This is a genomic window from Saccharothrix sp. 6-C (genome assembly GCF_016695385.1).
Lineage (GTDB): Bacteria > Actinomycetota > Actinomycetes > Mycobacteriales > Pseudonocardiaceae > Actinosynnema > Actinosynnema texasense.
The window spans coordinates 1,827,463-1,854,152 of the sequence record NZ_CP064192.1 but is presented as its reverse complement, the minus strand read 5'-3'; the positions used below and the strand labels follow the sequence as shown (position 1 = coordinate 1,854,152).

Below are 26,690 nucleotides of genomic sequence, written 5' to 3'. Positions count from 1 at the left end.
CTACTCCCCGGTCCGGGTGCCGACGCGGTCGGCGGTCGTCTGGGCGCCGACCGCGTCCGCGGGCTGGTGGCCGGCGGTGGTCGGGCGGCGGAACCGGGTGCGCAGCGCGCCCCCGAGCAGGCGGAACGCGAACGGCAGGTCGTCGCGCAGGTAGCGCTTGGCCAGGCGGCGCGGTTCGAGCGCGAGGCGGTGCAGCCACTCCGCGCCCAGCTTCTGCACCACGCCGGAGGCGCGCTTGAACTCGCCCGCGGCCATCGGGATGCCCGCGCCGCAGCCGAGGAACCACGACGCCGGCAGGTCCGCGCGCAGCAGCCGGATCAGGCGTTCCTGCTTGGGGAAGCCGAGGCCCACGAACACCAGGTCCGGTGCGGCCGCCACCACCTTCGCCACGGTCTCGGCGGTGCTGTCGGCGGAGGTCTCGAACCCGAACGGCGGCGAGTCCGTGCCCACGACGCGCAGCCCCGGGTAGCGGGCGCACAGCGCCTCGGCGGCCTTCTCCGGCACGCCCGGCTCACCGCCCAGCAGGTACAGGGAACGGCCTTCGCGGGCGGCGGCTTCGGCGAGGGTGAACACCAGGGACGACCCGGTCACCCGCTCGGGCACCGGGACGCCGGCGAGCCTGCCCGCCCACACGACCGGCATCCCGTCGGCGACGACGAGCTCCGACTCGGCGATCAGCGCCGCGAGTTCGGGACGGCGGGTCGCGGCGCGCACGATGTCCACGTTGGCCGTGACGATCGCGCCGCCCTCGGCCCGTCGCCAGGCCTCGGCCACGTGATCGGCGACACCGGACTCTCGGACGGACCACACGTCGACGGCGCCCACGCGGACGCGGGGCTGCGCTATGTCCGGCATACCCGCGTCATCGGGTTCCGGGCGGTCCCCGTTACGACGTGGCCGGACGCCGGTAACGGCTACCGCACGTGACCGATAACGGGAGCATGTACGTTGCGTCCGTCCGGCCCAGCGAGCGGGTCAAGGGCAGGGTCCCCGGCACCGTGGTCGCGTTGGGCGCGGTGAGCCTGCTGACCGACGTCTCGGCCGAGATGGTCACCGCGTTCATGCCGGTCTACCTGCTGTTCACGCTCAACATGGGCTATGCGCAGTTCGGCGTGCTGGACGGTCTGTACACCGGCGCGACGGCGGTGCTGAGGCTCGTCGGCGGCCACCTCTCGGACCGCACGCACCGGCACAAGGCCGTCGCCGCGGTCGGTTACGGGCTGTCGGCGGTGACGAAGCTCATCTTCCCGCTCGTGGGCGCGTCGGCGTTCGGGATCGGCGCGACCATGGCGGCGGACCGCGCGGGCAAGGGCCTGCGCACCGCGCCGCGCGACGCGCTGATCTCCCTGGCCACGCCGCCGGACCGGTTGGGCGCGGCGTTCGGGTTGCACCGCGGCATGGACACGGTGGGCGCGCTGCTCGGGCCGCTGATGACGTTCCTGCTGATGTACTGGGTCGGCACGGTGGCGGGTCCGGTGTTCGTGGTCAGCGCCTGCTTCGCCGTGGTCGGGCTGATCGTGCTGGTGGCGTTCGTGCGGGAGAACCCGCGCCCCGCGACGGCCGGCCCGCGCCCGTCGGTGCGGGCGGGGGTGGCGTTGCTGCGGGAGCCGGGCTACCGGCGGCTGGCGGTCGGGTCGGCGGTGCTGGGTCTGGCCACGCTGTCGGACGCGTTCGTGTTCATCCTGGTGCAGAAGGCCACCGGTGCGCCGCTGCACCTGTTGCCGCTGCTGCCGTTGGGCACGGCGTTGGTGTTCCTGGTGGCCGCCGCGCCGGTGGGGCGGCTGGCGGACCGGATCGGGCGGTGGCCGGTGTTCCTGGGCGGGCACGTGCTGCTGCTGGGCGTGTACGTGCTGCTGCTCGCCGCCGGCACCGGCTACGTCGGGGTCGGCGTGGCCTTGTTGCTGCACGGGCTCTTCTACGCCGCTACGGACGGCGTCCTGTCCGCCCGGGTGAGCGCCCTCGTGCCGGAGTCGTTGCGCGCGTCGGGCTTGGCGGTGGTCCAGACGGGACAGGCGGTGGCGCGCCTGGTGTCGTCCGTGGGTTTCGGCTTCCTGCTCCAGTTCGCCGCCTTCGGCACCGCCGTGCACGCGGCCATCGGCTCGCTCCTCGTCGCCGTGGTGGTGGCGTGGCGGCTCAACGCGGAACGCCGGGCCGGGTGATCCGGCCGGGTTTCGCCGCCCGGCCGGATCACCCCGTTCGACCTGCCTTTCCCGTCGTGCTCAGAGCAGGGTGAGGGCGATCGAGCCGTGCGCGGCGGACCGGCCGTGGGTCAGGTCGCCCGCGTGGCTTGCCGTGTAGCCCTGGAGCAGGGTGGCCAAGCCCACCAGCAGGGGGACGTTGGCGTCGCACCGCGCCTTGCCGTAGGCGTTCGTGGTGGCGGTGCAGAGCGGGTGCCCCTTGACCGTGCGGAACGTGATCTGCTTGCCCGCGACGGGTTTGCCGGTGTGGGACTCGGTGAGGGTGGCGTCCAGGCCGCGCGCGGTGAAGCCGAGCAGGCGCAGTTGCAGTTGGCCGTGACCGGCGGTCAGCTTGGTGGCGGCCGGCGGGACGGCGTGGATCGCGATGCCCACCGGGTCGACGCCGACGGGGACGGAGGCGACGACGGACAAGGTGGCGGTGTCGACGATCGACACCGTGCCGCTGACGAAGTTCGTCACGTAGGCCCTGGCGCCGTCAGGGGTGAGGGAGACGCTGATCGGCCTGCTGCCCACCGGGATCTGGGCGACCGGCGCGAGCGCGCCGATGTCGACCACCGACAGGCTGTGCCCCTCGCTGTTGGTCACGTAGGCGCGCGTGCCGTCCGGGGAGATCGCCACGCCGTGCGGGATGAAGCTGACCGGGATCGTGCCGATCACCGCGTTGGACGCGGTGTCGACCACGGACACGTTGTTGGACAGCTTGTTGACCACGACCAGCTTCGCGCCGTCGGGGGTCACGGCCACGGCGGTCGGGGTGTGGCCGGTCGGGATCTCGGCGACCTCGGTGTTCGTCGCGGTGTCCACCACGGAGACCGTGCCCGGCCCGGCGACGTCGTGGGCGACGTAGAGCCGCTTGCCGTTCGGCGTGATCGCGATGCCGTCGGCGTTCGGGCCGACCGGGATCGTCTCGGTGGTGGCCAGCGTGGCCGCGTCCACGACGGACACCGTGCCCGCCAGGTAGTTCGACACGTACACGTGCCCACCGGACGGCGACACCACGACGCCGGCGGGTCCGTCGCCGACCGGCACGGACGCGCCCACGGTGTTGGTCGGCGTGTCGATGACCGTGAGCGTGTCGTCGCGGACGTTCGTCACGTAGGCGCGCGTGCCGTCGAACGCGACACCGACGCCGTAGGGCGAGTCGCCCGTGGAGTCGATGAGCGTGGTGGTGACCGCGTTCGTGGCGGTGTCCAGCACCGACACCCCGCCGCCGTTGTTGGCGACGTAGCCGAGCACCCGCACGGTGTCCGCGGCGGCCGTCCCGGGTGGCGCGAGCAGCAACGCCGCGCCCAACGCGACCGCGCCGCACACCGCCGGCGTCTTGCGGATCTTCCTGAGCAGCACGATCGGCCTCCGTGGGGTTCGGGTCACGCACTGCCCCAATCGCCGGCCGGGTCTGCGCCGTTAGCCCGTCAGAACCGGTACACGTGGACTTGGTACGGACCGAAGTCGTCCACGATCCGGCCGTCGACGATCGGCACGGTCCGGTCCTCGTCCACCACGGTGGCCGTGCCCGACGACACCGGCACGGTCAGCGTGACGCGGGCGGCGCGGCTGCGGGGGTGGTCCTTGGTGCCGTCGGTCTGGGCCAAGGCCCAGCGCGCGTCGCCGACCTGCTTGTGCATGCCCAGATCCTTGTAGAGCACGGAGACCGGGATGCCGTTGTCGCTCGACGCGGTCACCCCCGGCAGGTTCGGCGCGTTGAGCACCGGGGCCAACGACTTCAGCCTCGCGTTCACCGCGGCGACGCGGGCGGTGATCGCGGGTCGGGTCAGGATGCTGGAGTACTCGCCGGTCCCGTCGGTGTGGAAGCTGTGCGCGAAGTAGTTGACGCCGGTGGCGCCGTGCAGGACCGTGTTCCACACCGCCGACTCCAGCTGGTCGGGGTCGATGGTCTCGCCGCGGTCGTGCGGGTGCCCGGTCTCGACGAACCCGTAGAGCGGCTTGTCCGGGCCGCACCACTTGCGCATGGTGTCGATGACCTGCCCGTAGCTGTACGCGCCGACGGTGTGGTTGCGGTCGGGGTGCGTCCAGCCGTAGTAGTCGGCCGAAGCGATGTCCGCGGCCGAGCAGTAGGTCCGCATGTCCTCTTCGTAGGACTCCTCGATGTGGCCGTAGCCGACCTCACCGGTCGGCGTGCCCATCCACGGGCTGAAGTTGAGGTACGTCGGCCGGGACGGGTCCTTGGCGCGCACCGCGTCGGCCGCCTCCACGATCGCCGACGGCTGCATGTCGGGGTGGAACACGTCGCCGTAGACCTTGGTCATGTCCGGTTCGTCCGCGATCAGGTAGCCGACGTAGTTGCGGGCGTGCGCGGTGTCCGCCAGGACCGCGTCGACCCGCGTGCCGTCCACGTACACGCGCCAGTCGGTCTCGTGGAGCCCCTCCTGGCGGAGGTACCACCACTCGTCCTCCCACAGCCCGATGCCGAAGTCGACGCCGATCGCCGGGAACGCCCGGCCGAGCTTCTCGCCGTTCTCGACGCCGGACGGGTCCTGCATCCAGACGTTGATCGGGAACACGGCCGGGTCGCCGGTCGGGTTGGGTCCGTTGACCCACTTCCGGTAGTAGTCGACCGACGGACTGGCGGGCACGGGCGCGGGTGTCGGCCCGGCCGGCCGTCGCGCATCGGCCGTGCAAGCGCTCAACGCGAGGACCGCTACCAGCACCACGCGCGTCAACGTCACCTCGGCGTCCGCGCGGCCAGCACCTGCTTCGCCTTCTCGAAGCCACCCGGGCCGAGCAGCCGCAGCGCCGTGGTCTTGGCCAGGTACCTGGCCCCGTCGCGCGCCGACCGCAGCGGGTGGCCGACGAACCGGTCGCGGGCCAGCACGCCGCCGGCGGGTTCCGGCACGTCGTCCAGCGCGTCGCCGAACAGCGGCCGGTACGGCGCGGGCGCGACCAGCCTGCCCCGCGTGCGATTGCTCACGTTCCCGCCGTGCACGACCTGGAGCCAGCCGGGCGGTCCGCCCAGGGACACCACCTCGGCGTGCCGGTGCAGCCGGTTGTGCCAGTCGGCCCAGCACGTCACCGGCGCGTCCCAGCTCTCCCGCATCGACGCGAACGCGTTGTCGCGGTCGTGGTGCGCGAACAGCCCGGTCGGGCTCTTGACCAGCCCGTTCGCCAGGTAGAGGGCGGTGCGGCGGCCGGTGGGGCGCTCGGCTTGGAGCCGGGCGACGAAGTCCGCGGCGAGCCCGTCGTCGTTGTCGAGGTTGGTGGTGATCAGCTCGTCGCCCTTGACCGGGAAGAGCGCCGAGATGTCCTCGATCAGCTCGTCGCGGCCGACCTGCGTGCGGAACACCGGCGTGTAGGCGTCGCCGTGCGCCTCGATGCGGTCCTTGAGCCACCGCGGGCTCTCCGGGTCGAAGTAGATGAGCCACCGGAAGTCCGAAGACGTCTGCGCCGCCACCGAGGGCAGGCAGTACCGCTCGAACAACCCGACGCGTTCGGTCAACCACCCCTCGCGCGCCCGCACGACGCTCTCCGCGCCGACGGACGGCAGGTTGAAACGCGTCAGCACGACGTGGTCCATGGAACCCCTTCCCCTATGTCCTCCTACATCGGGATCGGGGCCGCGCCGTTAACGATCCGCGGTCGAACACGATGAGTAGGGCGTGACAGAGCCCCCGGCACGACCAACGGTCGACGTCGTCATCCCGTGCTACAACTACGCCCGGTTCCTGCGTGCCTGCGTGACGAGCGCGCTCGACCAACCCGGTGTCGACGTGCGCGTGCTGATCATCGACGACACGTCGAGCGACGAGACGCCCGAGGTCGTGGCCGAGCTGACGCGGGACCCCCGGGTCGAGGGCCGCAGGCACGAGGTCAACCAGGGGCACATCGCGACCTACAACGAGGGCCTGCTGGAGTGGGCCAAGGCCGACTACACCGTGCTGCTGTCCGCCGACGACCTGCTGGCGCCGGGCGCGCTGGCCCGTGCCGCCGAGGTCTTCGAGGCGCACCCGAACGTCGGCATGGTGTACGGACGTGTCGTGAATTACACCGACCACGCGGAGCTGCCGTCCGTGGTCGCCGCCCCGGCCGGCCGCACGGTCTGGTCCGGCGTGGACTGGATCGAGGCGCGCTGCCGCACCGGGCAGAACGTGCTGTCCTCCCCCGAGGCCGTGGTGCGCACGTCGGTGCAGCAGGAGGTCGGCGGCTACCGGCCGGACCTGCCGCACGCGGGCGACCTGGAGATGTGGCTGCGCATCGCCGCGGTGTCCGACATCGGCTACGTGCGCGGCGAGCCCGCCGCGTACTACCGGGTGCACCAGCAGAGCATGATGCGCACCCGGTTCTCCTCCCTGTTCACCGACCTGGAGCAACGGCAGGCGGTCTTCGAGCGGTTCTTCGCCGAGCACCCCGGGCTGCCGGCGCGGCTGCGGTCGCTGGCCGACCGGTCCATCGCCAAGGACGCGTTGTGGCGGGCCGTGCGCGCCTACGACCGCGACAAGCTGGACGAGGTGCCGGTGGACGAGCTGGAGGCGTTCGCCCGGCGGGTCCACCCCGACGTCGCGCGCCTGCCCGAGTACCGGGCGCTGCGGCGGCGGCGGCTGTTGGGGCCGAAGGTGTGCAGCCGCACGCAGCTGTTCGTCGGCAGCCACCTGGTCAAGCGCGGCGCGGGCGTCGTGGGCGGGCAGGTCCGGAAGTGGCGCGGCCAGTGACCACCGAGGCGGAGCCGACCGAGGCCGAGCGCCCCGAGCTGCGGCGCAAGGTCGGTTCGGCGATCAGGTGGAGCGCGATCAACAGCCTGGTGCAGCGGTTCAGCCAGGTGGGCGTGGGCGTCCTGCTGGCCAGGCTCATCGCGCCCGAGCAGTTCGGCGTGTTCGCGGTCGCGCTGGTGGTGCTCAACATCGTGATGAGCGTCAGCGAGATGGGCGTGAGCGTCGCCCTGGTGCGCACCGACCGGCCGGTCGAGGAGCTCGCGCCCACGGTGACGACGCTCTCCATCGCGTCCGGCGCGCTGCTGGCGCTCGTGTGCGTGCTCGGCGCGCCGTGGTTCGCCGGGGCGATGGACACCCCCCAGGCGACCGGTGTGATCCAGCTCATGTCGCTGTCGCTGGTGATCGCGGGGGCCTCGGCGGTGCCGGGCGCGTTGCTGCAGCGCGAGTTCCGGCAGGACCACAAGTTCGTCGCGGACACGTCGGCGTTCGTCGTCGGCACGGCCGTGGTGGTCGTGCTGGCCCTGCTGGGCTTCGGCGCGTGGAGCCTGGCGTGGTCGCGGATCGCGACGAACCTCGTCGCCGCGGTGGTGATGTTCGCCTACACGCCGAAGCGCTACCGGCCCGGGTTCGACCGGGTCCAGGCCCGCGGGCTGCTGGCGTTCGGGCTGCCGCTGGCGGGCGCGAGCCTGCTGGTGTTCGGCGTGCTCAACGTCGACTACATCATCGTCGGCAGCGTGCTGGGCACGGTCCCGCTGGGGTTCTACCTGCTCGCGTTCAACCTGGCGAACTGGCCGGTCGGCGCGTTCTCGCAGCCGGTGCGCAGCGTGTCACTGGCGGCGTTCTCGCAGGTCAGAGACCACCCTGAGCTGTTCGCGCGAACGTTCTCGCGGGCGTTGCGGCTGCTCGCGCTGGTGACGGTGCCCGCGTGCGTGCTGCTGGCGGCGTTGGCCGACCCGCTCGTGCGCACCGTGTACGGCGAGCGGTGGGCGCCGGCCGCGCAGGCGTTGGCGCTGCTGGTGCTGCTGGGCGCGCTGCGGGTGGCGCTGGAGCTGGGGTACGACTACCTGGCCAGCGCCGGGCGGTCGCGCGCGATCCTGGTCATCCACCTGCTGTGGCTGGCCGCGCTCGTGCCGCTGCTGGCGCTGGGCGCGCACCTGGACGGCATCCGGGGCGTGGCGCTGGCGCAGAGCGTGGTCGTGCTCCTGGTGATCGTGCCCGCGTACCTGGTCGCGTTCCGCCCCTACGGGCTGCGGGCGCGTGCCCTGGGCGCGGCGGTCGCGCGGCCGGTGGCGGGCGGGCTGGCGATGGTCGTGGTGACGACGGGCGTGCAGTGGCTGGTCGACGGCGCCCTGTGGCGGCTGCTGGTCGGTGGCGCGTTGGCGTCCCTGGCGTACGCGGCCGTGGTGTTCCCCCTGCGCCACGAGGTGCTGGGTCTGTTGCGGAGGAGTGGCGCGTGAGGGTCGTCCAGCAGTTGCGGCGACGGGCGCACCAGGTCACGCGGATCGTGCGTGAACAGGGTGTGCGTCAGGTCGGGGCCCGTGCGCTCGGCCGGGCTGCCCGCAGGCTCGGCGCGGACGCCGAGGTGTTCCCGGTGCGCTGGGAGGACGTGCGCGCGGCGGACGTCGGCGTGCGGCGGCCGGTGGTCGTGCCGGCAGTGCCGGCGGACGGGCGGCTGACGGTCAACTGGGTCAGCACTCCCCCCTCACCCGGCTCGGGCGGGCACACCACGATGTTCCGGCTGATCGAGCACCTGGAGTCGCTGGGGCACACGTGCCGGCTGTACCTGTACGACGTGTACGGCAGCCGTGCGGCGGACCACGAGCCGGTGATCAGGTCGGCGTTCCCGGGTTTCCGCGGGTCGGTGCACGACGTGGCGGACGGGATGGCCGACGCGCACGCCGTGTTCGCCACCGCGTGGATGACGGCCTACCCGGTGTTCAACGACCCGTGCGCGGGCAGGCGGTTCTACCTCGTGCAGGACTACGAACCGTGGTTCTTCCCGGTCGGCGGGCTGTCGGCGCTGGCGGAGAACACCTACCGGATGGGGTTGCACGGCTTCACCGCCGGCCGGTTCCTGGCCGAGAAGCTGCGGGCCGAGACGGGCATGCAGGCCGACTCCTTCGACTTCGGCTGCGACGTGGACCGCTACCGCCTGGAGGAGGGCGCGCGACGCGACGGCGTCGTGTTCTACGCGCGTCGGCTGGCGCCCCGGCGGGCGATCGAGATCGGGCTGCTGGCGTTGGAGGTCTTCGCCGAGCGGCACCCGGACGTCGTGATCCACACGTACGGCGAGAAGATCGGGTCGTTGGGCCCCCGGCACGTCGACCACGGGCTCGTCACCCCGGATCGGCTCAACGAGATCTACAACCGGTGCTACGCGGGCCTCACGCTGTCGATGACGAACGTCTCGCTGGTGCCGCACGAGATGCTGGCCGCGGGGTGCCTGCCGGTCGTCAACGAGGCCGCGCACAACCGGGTCGTGCTGGACAACGACCACGTCCGGTACGCGCCCGCGACACCGCACGACCTGGCCCGCGCGCTGTCCGAGGTGGTCACGACGCCCGACTTCGCCGCGGTGGCGCGGGCCGCGTCCGCCAGCGTGTCCGGCCGGTCCTGGGACGCGGCCGGGCACGAGTTGGAGAAGGTGCTCAGGCGGGAGCTGTCGCTCTGAGCAGGCGTCGCTGCGCCGGCCGTTCGACGAGCCGGTGCAGCAGCCACGCCAGGACCAGCGAGCAGGCCAGGAGGGCGACCGCCATCCCGGTCGCCGCGCCCAGGCCGACGGCGTGCGGGCCGAACGCCTCCGCGAGCCGCATCACCACCTGGTGCACCAGGTAGAAGGCGAACGAGACCTCGCCGAGGAACACCGCCGTGCGACCGCGCCACGGTGACCACGCGCCGGTGAGGTCGGCGGTCGCGGCGGCCGGGATGAGCAGCGCCAGCGGGACCACCGTGCCCGCGACGTAGCCGAACGCGCCGGGCAGGTGGCCGGAGACCGCGTAGCCGGCCACGGCCAGCGCGCCCGCCCGCCACAGCGGCAGCCTGATCCAGAGGCCCGCGCGCACGATCCGCGCCAGCGCCATGCCCAGCACGAACTCCAGCGCCCGGGTGACCGGGAAGACGTAGACGAACCAGTACTCCAGGTCCGCCGGCAGGGGCAGCGCGACCACCGGGACCAGGACCACCGCGGCCATGAGGCCGATCGCGAGCGCCCAGAGCCTCCTCCGCGGCACGCGGTCCACGCGGGCCAGGAGCCAGGCGAACGCCGTGTAGAACGCCGCTTCGCACGACAGCGACCACGCCGGCGTGTTGACCCCGAAGTAGATCGACTGGACCGGCACCCAGGCTTGCAGCAGGACCAGCCCCAGCACGCCGCCCAGCACGGACGCGCCGCCCAGCCAGGCGAGGCCGGCGAACACGACGACCCAGGCCACCACGTGGTTGGGCAGGACCCTGGCCGCCCGCCGCCGCAGGCCGACGCCCGCCGGCGTCCCCGCCCGCGCCGACCAGGTGAGCACGAAACCGGACAGGAGGAAGAAGAACCCGACACCGGTCGCGCCCTGCCCGAACACCGCCCCCACCACCCCTTCGGCCCCGGTGCCCGCGAACAGGCCGCCGGCGTGCAGGTGGAAGCCGAAGACGACGAACGCGCCGAGGAAGCGCAAACCGGTGAGGGACGGCAATCGCGCCGGGAAGACGGTCGGGGGTCCGGTCGTGATCGGCGCGGTCACCGGCGAGGTGCGGTGTCGGCGGGGCGGTGGGCGCGCGGCGTGCGGGGGTGGGGTGGTGCGGCCGGGTGGCCTACCGGAGTGGTGCGGGCGGCGCGTCTTCGAAGATCGACCTGCGCGTTCCCCTTCGCGGGTAACACGATTCTTGCGGCGTGGTATTCATTCTTCGCCAGGAATAACAACTTCAGCCTCCGAAAGCCGCGAATCCCTTGTGACACAGAGGGATCGCGGCATTCCGGAGAGGCGTTAGCCGAAGATCAGCTCGGCGACGGGGAGGTGGCCTCGCCGATCACGAGCACGGCGGCGGCCGAGCCGTCGGCGGGCACCACGTGGATCGACGCGAGCTTGGCGTCCTTCGGCACGGCGGCGAACGCGATCCGCTCGTCGTCCAACCAGGTGGCCTGGTCGTCGACCCCGGCGGTGCCCGGCAGCCTGCGCTCCTCGCCGGTCTCCAGGTCCAGCACGGCCAGCTCCCACGGGCCCAGCCGGCCGATCCGCTTCTTGTAGGCGACCTTCGTGCCGTCCGGCGACAGGGACGGGCACTCCGCGTCACGCCGCAGCGACTCCAGGCGACGTTCCACCAGGTCGCCCTTGACCAGCCAGGTGTACCCGCCCGAGGCCAGGGTCGCGTAGAACGTCCGGTCGTCGGCGGCGACCGTCAGGCCCCAGTAGTTCACGTCCTGCGCGCCGTGCGGCCGATCCTCGATCACGGCGGCGAAACCCTCCAGCGACTCCACCACCTCGCCGGAGCGCAGGTCCAGGTACCCGGTCCGGGTGGAGAACCCGCCGGGCACCGCGTAGGAGTCGCCGGTCACGAACGACGTCCAGGTGACCACCTGGCCCGACGCCGACACCTTCGCCCGGCTCGGCACCCCGGGCAGGGGCACGGTCCGCACCACGGCGCCGTCGCGCGTCACCTCGGCCGCATAGGTCGGGCCCGGCCCGGCCAGCTCCAGGCACACCGTCGTGCCACCGGCCCGGTACACCCGCCGGCACGTCAACGGCGTCGCGCTGCGGGCGGCGGGATCGGCCAGGCGCGCCTGCTCGACCCGGCCGCGCCCGTCGGCGAGGTCCACGAACATCAGGTCGCCGTCGACCGCCGCCACCGGCACGGGCGGGGTGTCGCGCACGACGGATGTCACGTAAACCGCCCCGGCTCCGATGACCAGTACGATGGCCGCGACGGCGAACACCACGCGCCGGAAGGCCAAGTCCATCACCACCTGTAACGACTGGGCGCGAGTCGGCCGATTTCAGGGTAACAACACCTCGCGCGCACCTACGCGGGGTAAACGTGGATCGGGGAGCGGATGGACTTCTGGGGCGCCGTGCGAACGCTGCGCAGGCGGTGGTACATCGCCCTGCCGGCGGCGATCACGGCTGTCGCCGTGGCCGCCGGTGTGTTCCTGTCCATCCCGACGCGCTACCAGTCCTCCGGCGTAATGGTGCTCACATCGCCGGCGGCCGGTGGCACGTTCAAGGAGAAGATCTCGCCCGAGGACGCGGTGCAGGTGAACCCGCTGCTGGCGTTCGACGGCAGCCTGACGACCACCGCGCAGATCCTCGCGCAGATCCTGGCCGACCCGAAGACCCGCAAGGAGTCGCTCGGCCTCGGCAAGGACTCGACGGAGAACTTCACCGCGGCCGGTGGCGGGATGAGCGGCCCGTTCCTGTTCGTGACCGCCGACGGCAGCACGCCCGAGTCGGCCGAGCGCCTGGTCACCACGGTGATGGAGTTCGCGACGAAGGAGCTGGACAAGCAGCAGACGTCGTTGAAGGCGCCGGCGACGACGTTCATCACCTCGCAGGTGATCGTCAACCCGACCGAGGCCGAGGCGCAGATCGGCGGCAAGGTCCGGTACGCGGGCGCGGCGTTCGTGCTGCTGATGCTGCTGACCACGGCGGCCACGTTCGGCGGCGACAGCGTGCTCAACCACCTGCGCCGCCGCCGTGAGGCGCGTGAGGGCAAGGCCGCGGAGGACGACGACGCCCCGTCCGCGCCGCCCGCGCCCGCCGCCCGCAAAGCGCCCCAGCCCGCCCAGCCGTCTCAGCCGGCCCAGACCTCCCCATCCGCGCAGGCGCCTCCTCCCGTGGCGAAGCAGCCGGTGCCGCCGCCCAACGGCGCGCCGCGCCGGCCACCCGGCCCGCCGGGCCGCCGCCCGCAGCCGACGGCCAGCGAGCAGACGGTGAAGATCGCCGCGCCGGGTCCGCGCAACCCCGGCAACCCGGGAGCTCCGGCGTGGCCGACCAACGACGACAAACCCTGACCGTGGCCGAGCGGTTCCTGCCGGACCAGCCCGGGCGGCGGCGGGCCGACGGCGCCACGCTCGTGAGCCTGTTCCTGCTGGCGCTGCTGATCATCCCGGCCCGGCTGGTGCTGTCGTTCGTGCCGATGACGCTGCCGCCCGCGTTGGTGGTGGCGTTGCTGCTGGGCGTGTTCTGGGTGTCCGGGCAGATGGTCGACAACGTCGGCATGGGCAAGGGGCGCAACCTCGTGCGCACGGCCGTGGCGCTGTACCTGGCGTCGCAGCTCGCGACCTACGGCGTGGCCACCCGGCGCTGGCTGCCGACCGACGAGCTGACCGTGGCCGACAGCAGCATCATCCGGATCACGTCGATGATCGCGGTCGCGGTGTTCGTGTGCGACGCCGTGCGCACCAAGGAACGGCTGGACCGGGTGCTCAAGCTGCTGCTGGCGTGCGCGGCGGTGATCGCGTTCGTGGGGCTGGTGCAGTTCGGGCTCGGCGTGGACCTGGCGTCGTACGTGTCGCTGCCGGGGCTGCGCGTGCAGGACAACGGGTACTCGGCGATGGAGGCCCGGTCGATCTTCCGGCGGCCGACGGGCACCACGAACCACCCGATCGAGTTCGGCCTGGTGTGCGCGATGGCCGTGCCGCTGGGCGTGCACTACGTGTTCAAGGCCCGGGACGACGGCACGCCGCACGTGCGCTGGTTCGCGTGCCTGGCGCTGGTGGGCCTGGGCGCGCTGCTGTCGTTGTCGCGGACGGCGTTGCTGTGCATGGCGGTCGGCGCGGTGATCATGATCATCGCCTTGCCGCGGCCGCGCAAGATCGCCACGGCGGTGGTGGGCGGCGGGTGCTTCCTGGGCGCGACGCTGGTGGTGCCGGGGCTGTTCGGGACGTTGCGCGGGATGTTCTCCAACATCGAGGACGACCCGAGCGTGAAGGCCCGCACGGCGGACTACGAGGCGGCGTGGGAGCAGATCGACCTGAACCCGTTGCTGGGGCGCGGGTTCGGCACGTACCTGCCGACGAAGTACACGATCCTGGACAACCAGTTCCTGCTGACGATGATCGAGAACGGCTACCTGGGGCTGTTCGCGCTGATCGGGATGTTCCTGGCGGCGGCGTTCGCGGCGATCCGGGTGCGGATGATCAGCCGGGACGAGCAGCTGCGGAGCCTGGCGAGCGCCCTGGTGGCGGCCGTGATCTCGGGCGGGATCGCCTCGGTGACGTTCGACCTGCTGGGCTTCGGCGTGGCGACCGGGCTGGTGTTCACCATGCTCGGCGCGTCGGGGGCGTTGCTGCGGGTGGCCACGGAGCAACGGCGGCGCGCTCCGGCGGAGCCCGCGACCCAGGACGCGTGACCGCGCCGGTCAGCCGTCGACGTGAGGAACCGTGGGGCCCGCCTGGTGCAGGGCTTCCGGGCGACCCGAGGAGGGGCGAAACCCGCGCCCGCGTGTGCTGAGCGTTCAACTCAGGTGTTCTGAACGTAGGACACGGTCGTTCTGAACGTAGGACACGCGCGGGGTGGGGGTAGGACTCTCGCGGGTGGGGCGGACGGGTGGAGGCCCGTCCGCCCCACCCGGGGTCAGCCGGTGGTGAAGACGACGTCGACCCAGTAGTTGCTGCCCGCGTAGGACGACTCCGGGAAGCCGGGGCCGGCGCGGTAGACGCCGTTGCGGGCGCCCTCGGCCGTGGCGGGCGCGCTCAGCGGCGGGCTGGTCACGGCCTTGCCCATGAAGTACCCGGCGTCCACGGAGTACCGGCCGTTCGGCGCGGTGTAGGACGCCACGTAGCTCGTGCCCGCGATGACCGTCACCGGGGTGGCGAACGTGAGCGTCTGCCAGCCGCCGGCCGTCTCGTTCGAGAACGTGCCGGTGGCCAGCGGGTTGCCCGCCGCGTCCCACACCGTGCCGGTGTGCGTGCCGGTGTTGCCCGCGCCCTTGTAGAACCGCACCCCGGTGACGGAGCCGGTCACCGACGGCACGAACCGGACGCCCAGCTCGTAGGAGCCGGTGTCGTCGGCCTCCGCCACGGTGGGCACGGTCGCCGCGCTGAACAGCGAGCACGGGCAGCTCCCGGACGTGGTCGTGGTGAACGACCACGTCGTCGGCGCGGCCATCAGGTTGCCGTAGACGTCGGCGATCCGCAGGCTCGCGGTGTAGGTCATGCCGCCGCCCAGCGCCGCCGCCGGCGTCCACGTCACCTGCTGCTGGTTCGCCGACAGCGACAACGTGCCCGCGATCCTCGCGCCGCCGGCGTCGGCGAGCGTGAACTGGGCGGAGGTGAGGTCCACCGGCTCGTCGAACGTCGTGGTCAGCAGCGAGGTGCGGGACACCTCGCCGGCGCCGTCGAGCGGCGTGCGCCCGTTGACCACCGGCGGCGCGTTGTCCTCGTTGGGCAGGAAGACGACGTCGACCCAGTAGTTGCCGCCCGCGTAGGAGTTCGTCGGGTGGCCCGCGCCGGCGCGGTAGACGCCGTTGCCGCCGTCCAGGCCCGACGGCGCGCTCAGCGGACCGCTGGTCACCGCGTAGCCGTCGAAGTACCCGGCGTCGACGGCGTAGTGGCCGGTGGTCGTGCTGTAGGACGCGGTGTACGTCTGGCCCGCCGTGACGAACACCGGCGTGGCGAAGGTCAACGTCTGCCAGCCGGCCGCGCTCTCACCGGTGAACGTGCCGGTGGCCAGCTGCCCGCCGCTCGGCGACCACAGCGTGCCGGTGTGCGTGCCGGTGTTGCCCTCCCCCTTGTAGAACTTCACCGCGGTGATCCGGCCGCCCGAGGTGGGGGTGAACCGGACACCCAGCTCGTACGGGCCGCCGTCGTCGCTGGAGGTGATCGTGGGCAGGGTCGCCGCGCTGAACAGCGAGCACGGGCAGATGACGGTCGCGTCGGTGGTGAACGACCACGTCACCGGGTCCGGCATCGGGTTGCCGTTGGCGTCGGCGATCAACGCGCTGGCGGTGTAGCGGGTGTTCGGCATGAGCTTGCCGGTCGGCGTCCAGGTGACCGTGCGCTGGTCGCCGGACAGCGACACCGAACCGGTCAGCTGCGTGCCGCGCGGGTCGGTCAGCCAGATCTGGGCGCTGGCCGGGTCGACGGGCTCGCTGAACGTCGAGGTCACCGGGGCGGTGGCGACGACGTTCGTGGCGTTCACGGCCGGCGAGCGGTTGGTCAGCGCCGGCGGCGTGGTGTCGCCGTTGAGGCCGTTGCGGAAGACGACGTCGACCCAGTAGTTCGTCGCGTTGTACGACGCCGTCGGCGCGAACCCGCCGGTGCCGTAGCGGTAGACGCCGTTGTGCCCGTCGACGCCGTCGGCGAGCGCCCGCAGGCCCGCGTAGCTCGCGCCCTTGCCGCTGAAGTAGCCGCCGCTGACCGCGTAACGCCCGTTGGGCGCGTGGTAGGACACGATGTAGGTGGTGTTCGCCTGCACGATCACCGGCGAGGCGAACGTCAGCTTCTGCCAGCCGCTCGCGCTCTCGTTGCCGAACGTCCCGGTGGCCAGGAGCAGGCCGGTGGAGGACCACAGCGAGCCGGTGTGCGTGCCGGTGTTGCCGGTGCCCTTGAAGAAGCGGACGCCGAGCACCTCGCCCTTGCCGTTGAAGCGGACCTTCGTGCCGACCTCGATCGGCGCGCTGTCGGTCGAGGAGTACTCGGCCGGCCGGGCGAAGTCGTCCCAGACCGTGCACGGGCACGTCGCGGGTCGGACCGCGCCGGTGGTGAACGACCACGTCGACTGCGTCGCCTGGTTGCCCGCCGCGTCCGACACGCGCACCGCCACCGCGTAGCCGGTGTTCGGGGCGAGCGCCTGGCCCGCGGTGAAGGTGACGGTCTTGTTGCCGTTGGACAGCGCCAGCGAGCCGGACACCGCGCCGCTCGGCCCGGTCACGGTGAACTGGGCGGAGCCGGGCAGGACCGCCTCGTCGTAGGTGGCGGAGACGACGGGGTTGAGCGAGACCGTGCCCTCGCCGCCGACCGGCGTGGTGGACGCGAGCAGCGGCGCGCGCTGGTCGGGGCCGGGGTCCGGCGCCCACACCACGTCCACCCAGTAGTTGCTGCCCCAGTGGGACTGGGTCGGGAAGCCGGGGCCGCCGAACCGGAACAGGCCGTTCGGGCCGTCCTCGCCGTTCTTCAGGCCGGTGACCGGTTCGAGGTAGCGGTTCTGCTGGAGGAAGTACTCCAGGTCGTAGGAGTAGTGGCCGTTGGGCGCGAAGTACGACACGACGTACGTGGTGCCCGCGGTCACCGGCACGGGCATCGCGAAGACCAGCGTCTGCCAGCCGCTCGCGGTCTCGTTGGTGAACGTGCCCGTGGCGATCGGGGTGCCGTTGCGGTCCCACAACGTGCCGGTGTGCGTGCCGGTGTTGCCCGGCCCCTTGTAGAACCGCACGCCGCGCACGTAGCCGTCGCTGCCCGCACGCCACTTCACACCCAGCTCCAGCGGCGACGCGTCACCGCTGTCGGCCACGTCGGGCGTGTCGGCGTTGGTCCACAGGCCGCACGGGCAGGTGCGCGGGTTCACCCCCGGCGTGGACGCCACGGGCGTCGACAGGTTCGCCGAGTCGTCCACGGCCCGCACCCGCAGGCTCGCCGGACCGGACGCGCTCGGGGTGTAGGTGTAGCTCCACGCCGTCTTGCCGGCCTGCCAGACGGCCGGGTGCCAGCGCGTGCCGCCGTCGGTGGACACCTCGACGCCGCCGACCTGGCCGCCTCCGCCGTCGGTCACCGTGCCGGCGAACGTGTACGCCGCGCCCACCGCGGAGATGGCCGGCACGCTGGTGAACGCCACCGTCGGCGCCTGGGTGTCGGTGCTCTTCGTCGCCTGCGTCAGCCCGGCCTGCAAGGTGGTCGCCTGCACGCCCATGTCGGCCAGGAAGTTGACCGTGGCCTGCTTCATCCGCACGTCGGAGGTCGGCGTGTTGGTGAGGAACGCGTGCTCGTCGTCCACGCCCCACGCCCACTGGACGGTGCCCGCGCCGAACACCAGCGAGCCGCTCGGGTGCTTGTAGTAGGTGATGGCGTGGGTCTTGGTGTCCGGGGTGTAGAGGTCGCCGTGGTTCTGCAGCACGTACGGGCCCTCGGGCATGTTCACCGTGGTGCGGGAGAGCTGCGCCACGCCCGGCGGCTGGGAGGCGTTGTCCTCCACCGAGTTCCACTCGTAGCCGAGCGTGCCGGGCTGGAAGGTGTAGGTGGTGTCGGCGGCCAGGTCCTTGAGCGAGGTGTGCCGCCACAGCCGCATCCTGCCGTACGCGGCCGGCACCTTGAGCGCGTCCTCGCGGCGGCCGTTGACCGTGAAGAGGTTGCCGAGCAGCGCGTTCTCCGGGCGACCGCCGTCCTGGTCGGGGTAGCGCGGGTCGCGCCACGTGCCGGTCCAGTCGGGCAGGTTGTCGTTCTGGGCTCCCTTGGTCTCCTTGTAGCAGGCGATGGTGCGCCAGTCGGTGGCGGAGGAGTCGATGCTCTTCTCCCACCGGTGCTTCCAGAAGATCTCGTTGCCGGTCAGGAACGCCAGGTGCACGCCCGCGTTCCGGGCCGCCTCCACGTTGGCGCGCTGCTCGTTGGACCAGTACTCGTCGTGGCCGACGGCCATGAACACCTGGTGGTTCCTGATCAGGTGGCCGCGCCGGGCCGAGTCGGCGTCCGTGGTGTAGCTGAGGTCGTACCCGTTGGCCTCCAGGAAGCGCAGCATCGGGTACTCGGCGTTGAAGATGAAGTTGTCGTCGCCGTCGCCGCCGGTGTACGGGCGGTTGTAGCTGACCTTGTAGGCCTGCCCGCCCTGGCCGGGGCCGTCGCCGAAGTACAGGCTGTTGCCGCCGTAGCGGTTGTAGGCCACCCAGGTCGAGTCGGAGGTCTGGAACAGGATCTTCGAGGTGCTGGTGTCGTCGCGGACGACGAACACGATCTCGTTCTCCGCGCCGTTGTCGTTGCGGTGCGTGCGCGCGTAGTAGATGCCCGACACCGCGGTGGTCGGCACGTTCCAGCTCAGCGACACCTGCCAGTTGCCGCAGTCGATCAACGCGCTGCCGTCGGTGGCGCGCAGGCACGGGTCCTGGTTCTGCGCGCCGTTGCGGGAGATCCGCTCCTGGAAGCGGGCGCCGACGCCGCCGTAGTAGCCGAGCCGGTAGATGTCGATGTAGTAGGACGACGCGCTGGTGAGCATCTTGAAGTCGACCCGGCCACCGGGGTTGACGCTGATGTCGGTGGTGTAGCCGAGGATGCCGTCGTCCCGGTACGACACCTGCCAGTCGGGCGTGCCCAGCTTGGTGTTCTCGCAGGCGACCTTGTTGACCACCGGCGCGTCGCACGGCGCGGCGGCGGCCTCGGGCGCGCGCAGCAGACCGACGACCGCGATCGTGGACGCCACGAGGGCGGTCACGACCACCAGGCGCAGCAGTAGTACCGATAGCGCGGACCTGCTCCGCGTCTGGCCGGCGGTCATGGGTGATTCACCTCTCGGGGGCAAAGCGGCCGTGACTGCGAGTGATCCGGTGCGCACTACGTCGATCAGCGGAGGCCTGTTGCTCCGAAGGTCGCGGGAACCGCACTTCGCGTTACAGCACAACGTGATCGGCGCTCGGATGAGCACGATGCGTGACGCCCGGCGCGATCAGGTGGCGCGGTGGGGCGGTCCGGCGAGGTCATCGCGCGCGGCGAGCCTGGCAGCCGGCGCCTCGGCGCGGGCCGCCGGCGCACGATCGCGTCCGGTGTGGACAGCCGGACCAGGCCGACGGTCGCGCCCAGCTCGCGCGACCGCGTCGACCGCCGGGCCATCTCCACGTCCAGGGCGCACAGGCGGCACAGGCGCAGCCCGGGGGTGGCCTGCGCGTCGCGCACCGGGTTCCACCCTCAGTTGCCGGCGTCGACGACCACGATGCCGATCGGCCGGTCCGTCCCGCTCTCACCGCTCGCCGCTCACCGCCGTCGCCGTCGCCATCGGACGGTTCGCGACGGCGGTCGTCCTCAGTAGGCGCCCTGGCCGCCGAACACGGCGCGGAAGGTCTTCCACAGGATCAGCGCGTCCAGGGCGAGCGACCACTCCTCCACGTACCGGAGGTCGAGCCGCACCGACTCCTCCCACGACAGGTCGCTGCGCCCGGAGACCTGCCACAGCCCGGTCAGGCCCGGCTTCACCAGCAGCCTGCGGCGCATGTCGGGACCGTACTTCGCGCTCTCCTCCGGCAGCGGGGGCCGCGGGCCGACCAGCGACATGGGACCGGTGAGGACGTTGAACAGCTGCGGCAGCTCGTCGATCGAGTAGCGCCGCAGGAACCGGCCGACGGCGGTGACGCGGGGGTCGCGGCGCATCTTGAACAGCACGCCCGCGCCCTCGTTCACGGCGAGGAGCTTGGTGCGCAGCGCTTCGGCGTCGGTGACCATGGTGCGGAACTTCAGGATGGTGAACGGCACGCCGTCCTTGCCGACCCGGCGCTGCCGGTAGAGCACCGGTCCCCTGGTGTCGATCATGATGGCCACCGCGACGGCCAGCAGCACCGGGCTCAGCAGCGCGACCAGCAGCAGCGCGCCGACCTTGTCCACGGCCGTCTTGACCACGCGGCGGAAGCCGGTGAACTTCGGTTCGCTCACCCGCAGCAGCGGCATCCCGAGCACGCCGGTGACGTGCAGCCGGGGTCCGGCGAAGTCCATCAGGGCGGGTGCGACGACCATCTCGGTGCCGGTGCCCTCCAGGTCCCAGGCGAGTTGCTGGAGCCGGCGCGGCGTCCAGTAGGCGTCGGCGGTGACCGCGACGACCCGGTAGCCGCCGCGGCGGACCTGCTCGCCGAGGTCGCCGAACCGGCCGACGACCGGCACGCCGTCGAGCTCCAGGCCGATCTCCGCGCGTCCGTCGACCGTGCACACGGCGTCCACGCGCCAGCCGAGGTGGGGCGCGCGGCGGGTGCGGCCGATCAGGTCGGCGACGGTGTCGATGTTGCCCGCGGCGAGCACCGGCAGCAGGCAGCGGCCCTCGCCGCGGGCGCGGTGCAGCGGGCGGCGCAGCAGGTAGCGGGCCGGGAAGGCGACCAGCGCGACGGCCGGACCGACCACGAACACCCACAGCCGGGCGCCGGGCAGCTCGGCCGCGAGCGCGCCGAGGCCCAGCACGACGACGGAGGCGAGCAGCCCTCGGCCGAGTCGGCGGAACTCCTCCGCGCCCTGGCCGAGCACCATGGGGTTCCAGACCCGGCTGAGGAACAGCGATCCGACGATCACTGCGATGGTGACGGCTTCCAGCCCTAACAACGACAGCGGTCCGACCGAGGCGTGGCGGGCGGACAGCACGAAGCCCGCGAGCACGACGACCAGGACGGTGCAGAGGATGTCGGCGGCGATGACGCCGTAGCGGTAGGCGGGCTCCCAGCTGCCGACGGTCGGGCTCGTGGTGCGTTGGGCGGTGCGCCGAGCGGCGGGCTCGGTGGTGCGCTGGGTGGTGCCGACCCCCGCGACCGGTCTGGGTCGCGTGGGCTGGACCTGCTCGCTCATCGTAGCTCTCCCCGGGTTGGGCCGGTTCGGACGTGCACGTTCGCAGGGCATCCCCGACGGACCCGCGTGGTGTACGGCAAATGTGCCGGCCGGCGATTTCTCGCCTCGCCAAACGGTGATTCGTCGAGCCGGCGGCGCGCGTTACACACACAGTGAACTTCCGTCGGGCTTCATTCCTCGGTGCGACAGTCGGCGCGCACCCAGACGGGTCGTCGGGTGACTTCCGGTTACCACGACGGGTACTGGAAAAGGCTTGCCGAAGCACCGGGACACCGAAGTCCACAGTGGCCGGTGACCGCCCGCGTGGGCACGCGGACACGTCCATCGAATTTGGGACGGCTTCCGTTACAGGGGGTTCGACGAAGCTCGTGCCCGACCCCGGAAAGGGTTCCGATAACGACTCGGCACCACGCGGCGAGACCGCACCGCGGCGGACTGGAGTCACCCTTTCACAGTGCGGCAGCAGCTATTCGGCGCAACGGATCGGCCGCTTCGGGCGAGGAACTGCCCGGCATTTCCCCGGACCGGCCGATCGGGAGTGACCGCGACCACTTTTCGGGCCCGCAATGGTCCGGCGGACCTCGGGTGGTGACCGTCGGGCCGCCGGGCGTCGTCCACGGCGGGTGGGCGTGGCGGCTCCGCGTCACCCGCGGTGCCGGCGCGCTGTGACGCACGCCACGTGCCCCCCGGGGATCAGAACCAGTGCAGGCAGTGCGGTGGGCGCTCGGCGCGGAAGAGGGTGTCGGCCAGGGTGGCGGCGTCCGGGTGGTGGGCCCGGATGTGGCCCGCTCGCACGAGCTTGCTCGGCGCGGTGCCGCCGAGGTAGATCGAGCCCAGGTCGCGCACGTCCAGCGACAGGTCCGGTTCGCGGTCCGTCGGCACGCACCCCGCCCTGCCCTCCCGGACGGTCAGCAGGTAGCGGTCGCGTTCGCCGAGGAACGGGTCGTCCACGTCGAGGACGAGGTCGCCGTCGGCGGACCAGCCGCGCGCGGTCAGGGCGCGGGGCACGTCCAGCAGGCGCACGTAGAGCCAGTCGGTGTCGTGGCCGACCTCGCCGGCGCGGAAGTCCGCGAGCTGCCAGCGCAGCGGGTGCTCGGGCGGGCAGTGCCGGAACACGACCCGGTCCACCAAGTCGTGCTCCAGCACGAACCGGGCCAGGGCCGCGGCGACGGCGTCGTCGGTGGCGATGGTCTCGTCGACGACCAAGGTGTCGGGCTCGCCCAACGAGTAGCTGGCGTACCCGTCCGGCACGCCGTCGGCGTCACGGTGGACCGCGACGTAGCGCGGCGCCGGGGAGATCGGCGGCTGGCCCGCGCGCAACGCCCACCAGCGCGGGGGCCGCGACAGCGCGCCCGGCTGCGCGCGGCGGTACCGGTCGTAGACCTCCGCCAGGACGTCACCGCACTCGGCGCGCCGCAGCACCTCGACCGAGCCGGGCGCGGCGTCGCGGCCCGCCCGGGGCTCCGCGAGAACGGCCTGGTGGCGCTGGACGGTCAGCCGGTGCGTGTAGGTCGCCGGCCCGTAGCCGAACCGGCCGTAGATCGGGGCCTCGCTGGCCAGCAGCACGGAGAGGAACTCGCCCCGCCCGCGCAGCTCCGCGAGCTGGAACCGCATCATCGCGCTGAGCACGCCGCGCCGCCGGTGCGACGGCAGCACGCCGACGGCGGACACGCCGGCGGCGGGCACGACGACCGGACCGGGCAGGGTGAGCTCGAACGAGTACGCGGTGGCGGTGCCGACGGGTCGCCCGTCCTCCGTCGACGCGAGCACGCCGCGGTCCATCTCGATCGCCGACCACCAGAGCCCGCCGCCGTCGACCGGGGTCTCCGGGAAGCGCGCGAACGCGGCGTGGAGCGTGTCGACGAAGACGTCGCGGTCGTCGTCGGTCGTGGAACGGATCTCCATCGCGGCGTTGCCTCCCGGTACCGGCGCCACGACGCGCGACGCCGGGCCACAGTGCAGTCCCCGCCCGCGAGCGGATCAACCGAATTACCGCCGGCCGGGGGGCCGACGCGGCCCCGGTGCTAGCGACCGGTAACCAAGCGGGCCTTCTCCTCGCCCACGGCGATCACGTCGCCGTCGTGCAGCTGGGCGCCGCGTCGGGTCTCCAGCCGGCCGTTCACCGAGACCTCCTCGGATTCGACCAGGTCACGGGCGTGCGCGCCGTTGTCCGCCAAGCCGGCCAGCTTGAGGAACTGACCCAACCTGATCATGTCGTCGGAAATCTCGACCTCGCGGATGCGCATCGCCCCATCATCCTCCAGGCCCCCTGGAGCCGCGCATGTGCGGTGGTTAACGAGGATTGCACGGACTCGAAACACGCCCGACATCATCCGAACGTGGTTCGGTCTACGGTTCCCGGGATGTGAGCACAGGCAGCTCTGACCCGGAGCCGACCGGCGGCGAGCGCAGACGCCGCCGGTCCCTGCGCGGGGACGTCGGCACGACCGGCGCCCGGTTCGGCTCCCCCTCGCTGCGGCGCAGTCTCGACGAAGAGCCTACGGAACAGCCCAAGCCGCCCCGGCGGCGGAGGTCCCTGAGGGGCGAGGTCGGCGCCACGGGCGCCCGGTTCGGCTCGGCGGCGCTCCGGCGCAGCCTGGAGGAACCGCCCGACGACCCGTCGGCCGAGACCGCGCCGTTCGACCGCGACCTCTCCTTCGACCCGGCGCCCATGCCGGTCGTCCGGCAGCGCGGACCCGAGCCGGAGCCGGCCGTCGAGGAGTTCTCCGGTCCCCTGGTCCGCCCCTACGCGTGGACGGGCGGCCGCACGGCGCCCGGCTACGACCTGAGGATGGAGACGCTGGTCTCGCTGGAGGAGGACGGCATCGCGATCGCCATGCGCGACACCACCGCCGAGCAGCGGTCGATCGTGGAGATGTGCGCGAACCCCCGGTCGGTGGCGGAGGTGTCGGCGCTGCTGGCCGTGCCGCTGGGCGTGGCGCGGGTGCTGCTCGGCGACCTCATCTCGATGGGCGTGGTCGCCGTGCACGACAACGCCGTCGCGGCCGGCGGCGCGGACTTCACGCTGCTGGAACGGGTGCTAGTCGGCCTGCGCAACCTCTAGCCGCAACCGGCCGAAGACCTCGGCCAGGGCGGGCAGCTGGTAGTGCGCGTTGAGCCCGCTGGGGTTCGGCAGCACCCACAGCCGCGACGACGCGATCGTCTCGTCCTGCGGGCCGATCGCCGCCGCCTTGCGCCCGAACGCCGCCCGGTACGCCGTCACGCCGACGACCGCCACCACCTTCGGCCGGTGCCGTCGCGCCACCGACGTCAGCCGCGCGCCGCCCGCCCGCAGCTCCTCGGCCGTCAGCTCGTCGGCCCGCGCCGTCGGCCGCGCGACCAGGTTCGTGATGCCCAGCCCGTAGCGCGGCAGCTCGTCCTGCTCGGCGGGCGTCAGCAGGCGCGGCGTGAACCCGGACAGGTGCAGCGCGGGCCAGAACCGGTTGCCCGGCCGGGCGAAGTGCTGCCCCTTGGCGGCCGACATCAGGCCGGGGTTGATGCCGCAGAACAGCACGTCCAACCCCGGCCCCAGGACGTCCGGCAGGCCGGGTGGCGTCGTCGGCTCGTGGCTCATCCGCCGACGACCACCGGCGCGCCGTCGACGACCAGCCGCCAGTCGACCCGGTGGAACGCGGCCGGGTCGATCTCGCCGCGCTCGCGGACCCGGTCGATGATCAGCTGCCGGATCTCCAGCTGCTGGTTGTGCAGCACCGGCGCGGTCGCGATGTGCGGGAAGTTGCCGCCGCCGGACTGCCGGTAGTTGTTCACCGCCACCGCGAACGCCTGCTCCGGCGTCACCGCGACGCCGTCGTAGGCCAGCCCGGTGATCCGCTGCCCGACCGGCCGCGCCAGGTCGATGTCGTAGGTCAGCGGCGCGTCCAGGCCGGCCGCCACGTCGTAGAGGTAGTCCGGCGTGCCGCCCGCGTTGGTCAGCGCGTCCGGCTGGTGCGGTCCCGGTGTCGTCACGGCCTTGAAGTACCCCGCGGACCGCTCCAGGTAGTCCTTCAACTGCGCGCCGGTGAGCCGCACGCCGAACAGGGTGTTGTCGAAGACGTAGAGACCGGCCACGTCGCGCACCGACACGTCGCCCGCCGGGATCGCCGCCGCCTTGTTGAACGGCGAGGCCAGCGACAGCACCGGCAACGCCTCGGTCAGCGTCGCCTTCAGCGCCGCGCCCTGCACGAGGTTGACGAAGTCGAGCGCGGCGGTGTCCTCGTACCGCGCGGTCGCGGCGGACATCGCCGACCGGCACGTGCCGATCTTCGAGTTGACGTAGGCGACGACCTTGTCGTGGTCGGCGCGCAGCCGGCGCACGATGACCGGGTCCTCGGGCACGGTGTTGCTGTCGAGCACCTGCGAGCGGGACGCCTCGGCGCGCCAGCCCCGCCCCGGCGTCCACGCCAGGTCGAACTCCATCAGGCTCAGCCGCTTGCCCCAGAACAGCGGCTCGGTGAGCAGCACCTGCCTGCCGGTGGCCTTGTTGGTGACGTGCCGCTGCGCGATCTCGGTGTGCGCGTGGCCGACCAGGATCGCGTCGATGCCCGGCACCTCCTCGGCGACCAGCGCGGAGCAGTTCTCCGGGAAGGGCAGCAGGTCGCCCAACGACGAGGACAGGTCGGCGCCGGAGTGCGCGGCGACCACCACGACGTCCGCGCCCGCCGCGCGCACCTTCGGCACCCACTCGCGGGCCTGCTCCAGCACGCCGGGGAAGGTCATCTTCCCGTCCACGTGCGCCTTGTCCCAGATCGCGATGCCGGGGTTGGTCAGGCCGAGGATGCCGACCCGCAGCGGCGCCGCGCCGGTGCGCCACACCGTCTTGACCACGTACGGGCGGAACGCGGGGCGGCCGGTGGCCGCGTCGATCGCGTTCGCGGCGAGCAGCGGGAAGTCGAGCTGCTTCTCGAACGCCCGCAGCAGGGGGATGCCGTAGTTGAACTCGTGGTTGCCCAGCGCGGCGGCGTCGTAGCCGAGCTCGTTCATCGCGGCGGCCATCGGGTGCACCCGGCGGCGGCCGATGGGCTCGACCTTGGCGTAGTAGTAGGCCAGCGGGGTGCCCTGGATGGTGTCCCCGGCGTCCACGAGCAGGGTGCGGTGCGCGCCGCGCTCCTCCCGGACGGCCTTGACCAGGGTGGACAGCTTGGCCAGGCCCACGTCGTTGTGCCCGGAGTCGTCGTACTCGCGGTCGGCGAAGTAGTCCCAGTTGAAGACGTTGCCGTGCAGGTCCGTGGTGCCCAGGACGGTGAGGGTGAAGCGCCGCCCGCCGGTCCGGTCGTCCGGCGCGGCGTGGGCCGCCGTGCGGAACCCGGCGGCGGCGAGCACGGCCGCGGCGCCGCCCGCGAGCAGGACGCGGCGGTGCAGAGGAGATCCGGTCATGGGCCGACCGTAGTC

At 72.5% G+C, this 26,690-nt stretch carries 19 protein-coding genes; 7 read left to right on the top strand and 12 right to left on the bottom strand.

The window, feature by feature from the left end:
* A complete protein-coding gene (locus IOD16_RS08580) occupies window positions 1-855 on the bottom strand; it encodes a WecB/TagA/CpsF family glycosyltransferase (RefSeq protein WP_201439603.1) in 855 nt (284 codons plus the stop codon).
* Window positions 856-941: 86 nt separating this feature from the next.
* On the opposite strand from IOD16_RS08580, the gene IOD16_RS08575 reads away from it, so the two are divergent.
* A complete protein-coding gene (locus tag IOD16_RS08575) occupies window positions 942-2,159 on the top strand; it encodes an MFS transporter (protein ID WP_201439602.1) in 1,218 nt (405 codons plus the stop codon).
* A 60-nt stretch (window positions 2,160-2,219) separates the two neighbouring features.
* Here the strand turns inward: IOD16_RS08575 and IOD16_RS08570 are convergent, their stop codons facing one another.
* From IOD16_RS08570 to IOD16_RS08560, 3 genes are all read right to left on the bottom strand, one after another.
* A complete protein-coding gene (locus IOD16_RS08570; RefSeq protein ID WP_236594832.1) occupies window positions 2,220-3,542 on the bottom strand; it encodes a cytochrome D1 domain-containing protein in 1,323 nt (440 codons plus the stop codon).
* 68 nt (window positions 3,543-3,610) lie between these two features.
* The gene (locus tag IOD16_RS08565) at window positions 3,611-4,885 is read right to left on the bottom strand and encodes a hypothetical protein (RefSeq protein WP_201439601.1); all 1,275 of its coding nucleotides are present in this window, start codon (window positions 4,883-4,885) and stop codon (window positions 3,611-3,613) included.
* Window positions 4,882-5,730 (bottom strand): glycosyltransferase, encoded by an 849-nt coding sequence (locus IOD16_RS08560; protein WP_201439600.1) that lies wholly within the window; start codon window positions 5,728-5,730, stop codon window positions 4,882-4,884. Before IOD16_RS08560 ends, IOD16_RS08565 begins: the two co-directional genes overlap by 4 nt.
* An 82-nt stretch (window positions 5,731-5,812) precedes the next feature.
* Here IOD16_RS08560 and IOD16_RS08555 point away from each other — a divergent pair, with 82 nt between their 5' ends.
* The 3 genes from IOD16_RS08555 to IOD16_RS08545 are packed head-to-tail and all read left to right on the top strand — an operon-like array spanning window position 5,813 to window position 9,533.
* Window positions 5,813-6,862 carry a glycosyltransferase family 2 protein gene (locus IOD16_RS08555; protein WP_201439599.1) on the top strand — a complete coding sequence of 350 codons (1,050 nt, stop codon included), beginning with the start codon at window positions 5,813-5,815 and terminating at the stop codon, window positions 6,860-6,862.
* A complete protein-coding gene (locus IOD16_RS08550) occupies window positions 6,859-8,319 on the top strand; it encodes a lipopolysaccharide biosynthesis protein (protein WP_236594831.1) in 1,461 nt (486 codons plus the stop codon). The genes IOD16_RS08555 and IOD16_RS08550 overlap by 4 nt, the downstream gene beginning before the upstream one ends.
* The gene (locus tag IOD16_RS08545) at window positions 8,316-9,533 is read left to right on the top strand and encodes a rhamnosyltransferase WsaF family glycosyltransferase (protein ID WP_236594830.1); all 1,218 of its coding nucleotides are present in this window, start codon (window positions 8,316-8,318) and stop codon (window positions 9,531-9,533) included. The genes IOD16_RS08550 and IOD16_RS08545 overlap by 4 nt, the downstream gene beginning before the upstream one ends.
* Here the strand turns inward: IOD16_RS08545 and IOD16_RS08540 are convergent.
* Window positions 9,511-10,590, bottom strand: a complete 1,080-nt coding sequence (locus tag IOD16_RS08540) for an acyltransferase family protein (RefSeq protein ID WP_201439598.1) — start codon at window positions 10,588-10,590, stop codon at window positions 9,511-9,513. The two genes, IOD16_RS08545 and IOD16_RS08540, sit on opposite strands and share 23 nt — an antisense overlap.
* Before the next feature lie 254 nt (window positions 10,591-10,844).
* On the bottom strand, window positions 10,845-11,804 hold the full coding sequence (locus IOD16_RS08535) for a TolB family protein (RefSeq protein ID WP_123747925.1): 960 nt from the start codon (window positions 11,802-11,804) through the stop codon (window positions 10,845-10,847).
* Between the two features lie 93 nt (window positions 11,805-11,897).
* Here IOD16_RS08535 and IOD16_RS40895 point away from each other — a divergent pair, with 93 nt between their 5' ends.
* Together IOD16_RS40895 and IOD16_RS08525 are read left to right on the top strand one after the other, a co-directional pair.
* Window positions 11,898-12,854 (top strand): hypothetical protein, encoded by a 957-nt coding sequence (locus IOD16_RS40895; protein WP_201439597.1) that lies wholly within the window; start codon window positions 11,898-11,900, stop codon window positions 12,852-12,854.
* The gene (locus tag IOD16_RS08525) at window positions 12,827-14,194 is read left to right on the top strand and encodes an O-antigen ligase family protein (protein ID WP_201439596.1); all 1,368 of its coding nucleotides are present in this window, start codon (window positions 12,827-12,829) and stop codon (window positions 14,192-14,194) included. The genes IOD16_RS40895 and IOD16_RS08525 overlap by 28 nt, the downstream gene beginning before the upstream one ends.
* Window positions 14,195-14,418: 224 nt before the next feature.
* Here IOD16_RS08525 and IOD16_RS08520 read toward each other — a convergent pair whose 3' ends face one another.
* From IOD16_RS08520 to IOD16_RS08505, 4 genes are all read right to left on the bottom strand, one after another.
* A complete protein-coding gene (locus IOD16_RS08520) occupies window positions 14,419-19,263 on the bottom strand; it encodes a DUF4082 domain-containing protein (protein ID WP_201439595.1) in 4,845 nt (1,614 codons plus the stop codon).
* A 521-nt stretch (window positions 19,264-19,784) separates the two neighbouring features.
* A complete protein-coding gene (locus tag IOD16_RS08515) occupies window positions 19,785-21,302 on the bottom strand; it encodes a sugar transferase (RefSeq protein ID WP_201439594.1) in 1,518 nt (505 codons plus the stop codon).
* A gap of 693 nt (window positions 21,303-21,995) precedes the next feature.
* Window positions 21,996-23,207 (bottom strand): GNAT family N-acetyltransferase, encoded by a 1,212-nt coding sequence (locus IOD16_RS08510; RefSeq protein WP_201439593.1) that lies wholly within the window; start codon window positions 23,205-23,207, stop codon window positions 21,996-21,998.
* A 119-nt stretch (window positions 23,208-23,326) separates the two neighbouring features.
* Window positions 23,327-23,548 carry an RNA-binding S4 domain-containing protein gene (locus IOD16_RS08505; protein WP_123742763.1) on the bottom strand — a complete coding sequence of 74 codons (222 nt, stop codon included), beginning with the start codon at window positions 23,546-23,548 and terminating at the stop codon, window positions 23,327-23,329.
* A gap of 119 nt (window positions 23,549-23,667) precedes the next feature.
* Between IOD16_RS08505 and IOD16_RS40000 the strand changes: the two genes are divergently transcribed.
* Window positions 23,668-24,366, top strand: a complete 699-nt coding sequence (locus IOD16_RS40000; protein WP_236594829.1) for a DUF742 domain-containing protein — start codon at window positions 23,668-23,670, stop codon at window positions 24,364-24,366.
* Here the strand turns inward: IOD16_RS40000 and mug are convergent.
* A complete protein-coding gene (gene mug, locus IOD16_RS08495) occupies window positions 24,343-24,876 on the bottom strand; it encodes a G/U mismatch-specific DNA glycosylase (RefSeq protein ID WP_201439592.1) in 534 nt (177 codons plus the stop codon). The two genes, IOD16_RS40000 and mug, sit on opposite strands and share 24 nt — an antisense overlap.
* On the bottom strand, window positions 24,873-26,675 hold the full coding sequence (locus IOD16_RS08490) for a bifunctional metallophosphatase/5'-nucleotidase (protein ID WP_201439591.1): 1,803 nt from the start codon (window positions 26,673-26,675) through the stop codon (window positions 24,873-24,875). Before IOD16_RS08490 ends, mug begins: the two co-directional genes overlap by 4 nt.
* Window positions 26,676-26,690 lie beyond the last annotated feature (15 nt).

Bases quoted from the DNA above. Each gene is read 5' to 3' on its own strand.
- IOD16_RS08505 (WP_123742763.1), bottom strand. From the start codon at position 23,548: ATGCGCATCCGCGAGGTCGAGATTTCCGACGACATGATCAGGTTGGGT.
- IOD16_RS08490 (WP_201439591.1), bottom strand. From the start codon at position 26,675: ATGACCGGATCTCCTCTGCACCGCCGCGTCCTGCTCGCGGGCGGCGCC.
- IOD16_RS08560 (WP_201439600.1), bottom strand. From the start codon at position 5,730: ATGGACCACGTCGTGCTGACGCGTTTCAACCTGCCGTCCGTCGGCGCG.
- IOD16_RS08575 (WP_201439602.1), top strand. From the start codon at position 942: ATGTACGTTGCGTCCGTCCGGCCCAGCGAGCGGGTCAAGGGCAGGGTC.
- IOD16_RS40895 (WP_201439597.1), top strand. From the start codon at position 11,898: ATGGACTTCTGGGGCGCCGTGCGAACGCTGCGCAGGCGGTGGTACATC.
- IOD16_RS08520 (WP_201439595.1), bottom strand. From the start codon at position 19,263: ATGACCGCCGGCCAGACGCGGAGCAGGTCCGCGCTATCGGTACTACTG.
- IOD16_RS08510 (WP_201439593.1), bottom strand. From the start codon at position 23,207: ATGGAGATCCGTTCCACGACCGACGACGACCGCGACGTCTTCGTCGAC.
- IOD16_RS08515 (WP_201439594.1), bottom strand. From the start codon at position 21,302: ATGAGCGAGCAGGTCCAGCCCACGCGACCCAGACCGGTCGCGGGGGTC.
- IOD16_RS08535 (WP_123747925.1), bottom strand. From the start codon at position 11,804: ATGGACTTGGCCTTCCGGCGCGTGGTGTTCGCCGTCGCGGCCATCGTA.
- IOD16_RS08580 (WP_201439603.1), bottom strand. From the start codon at position 855: ATGCCGGACATAGCGCAGCCCCGCGTCCGCGTGGGCGCCGTCGACGTG.
- mug (WP_201439592.1), bottom strand. From the start codon at position 24,876: ATGAGCCACGAGCCGACGACGCCACCCGGCCTGCCGGACGTCCTGGGG.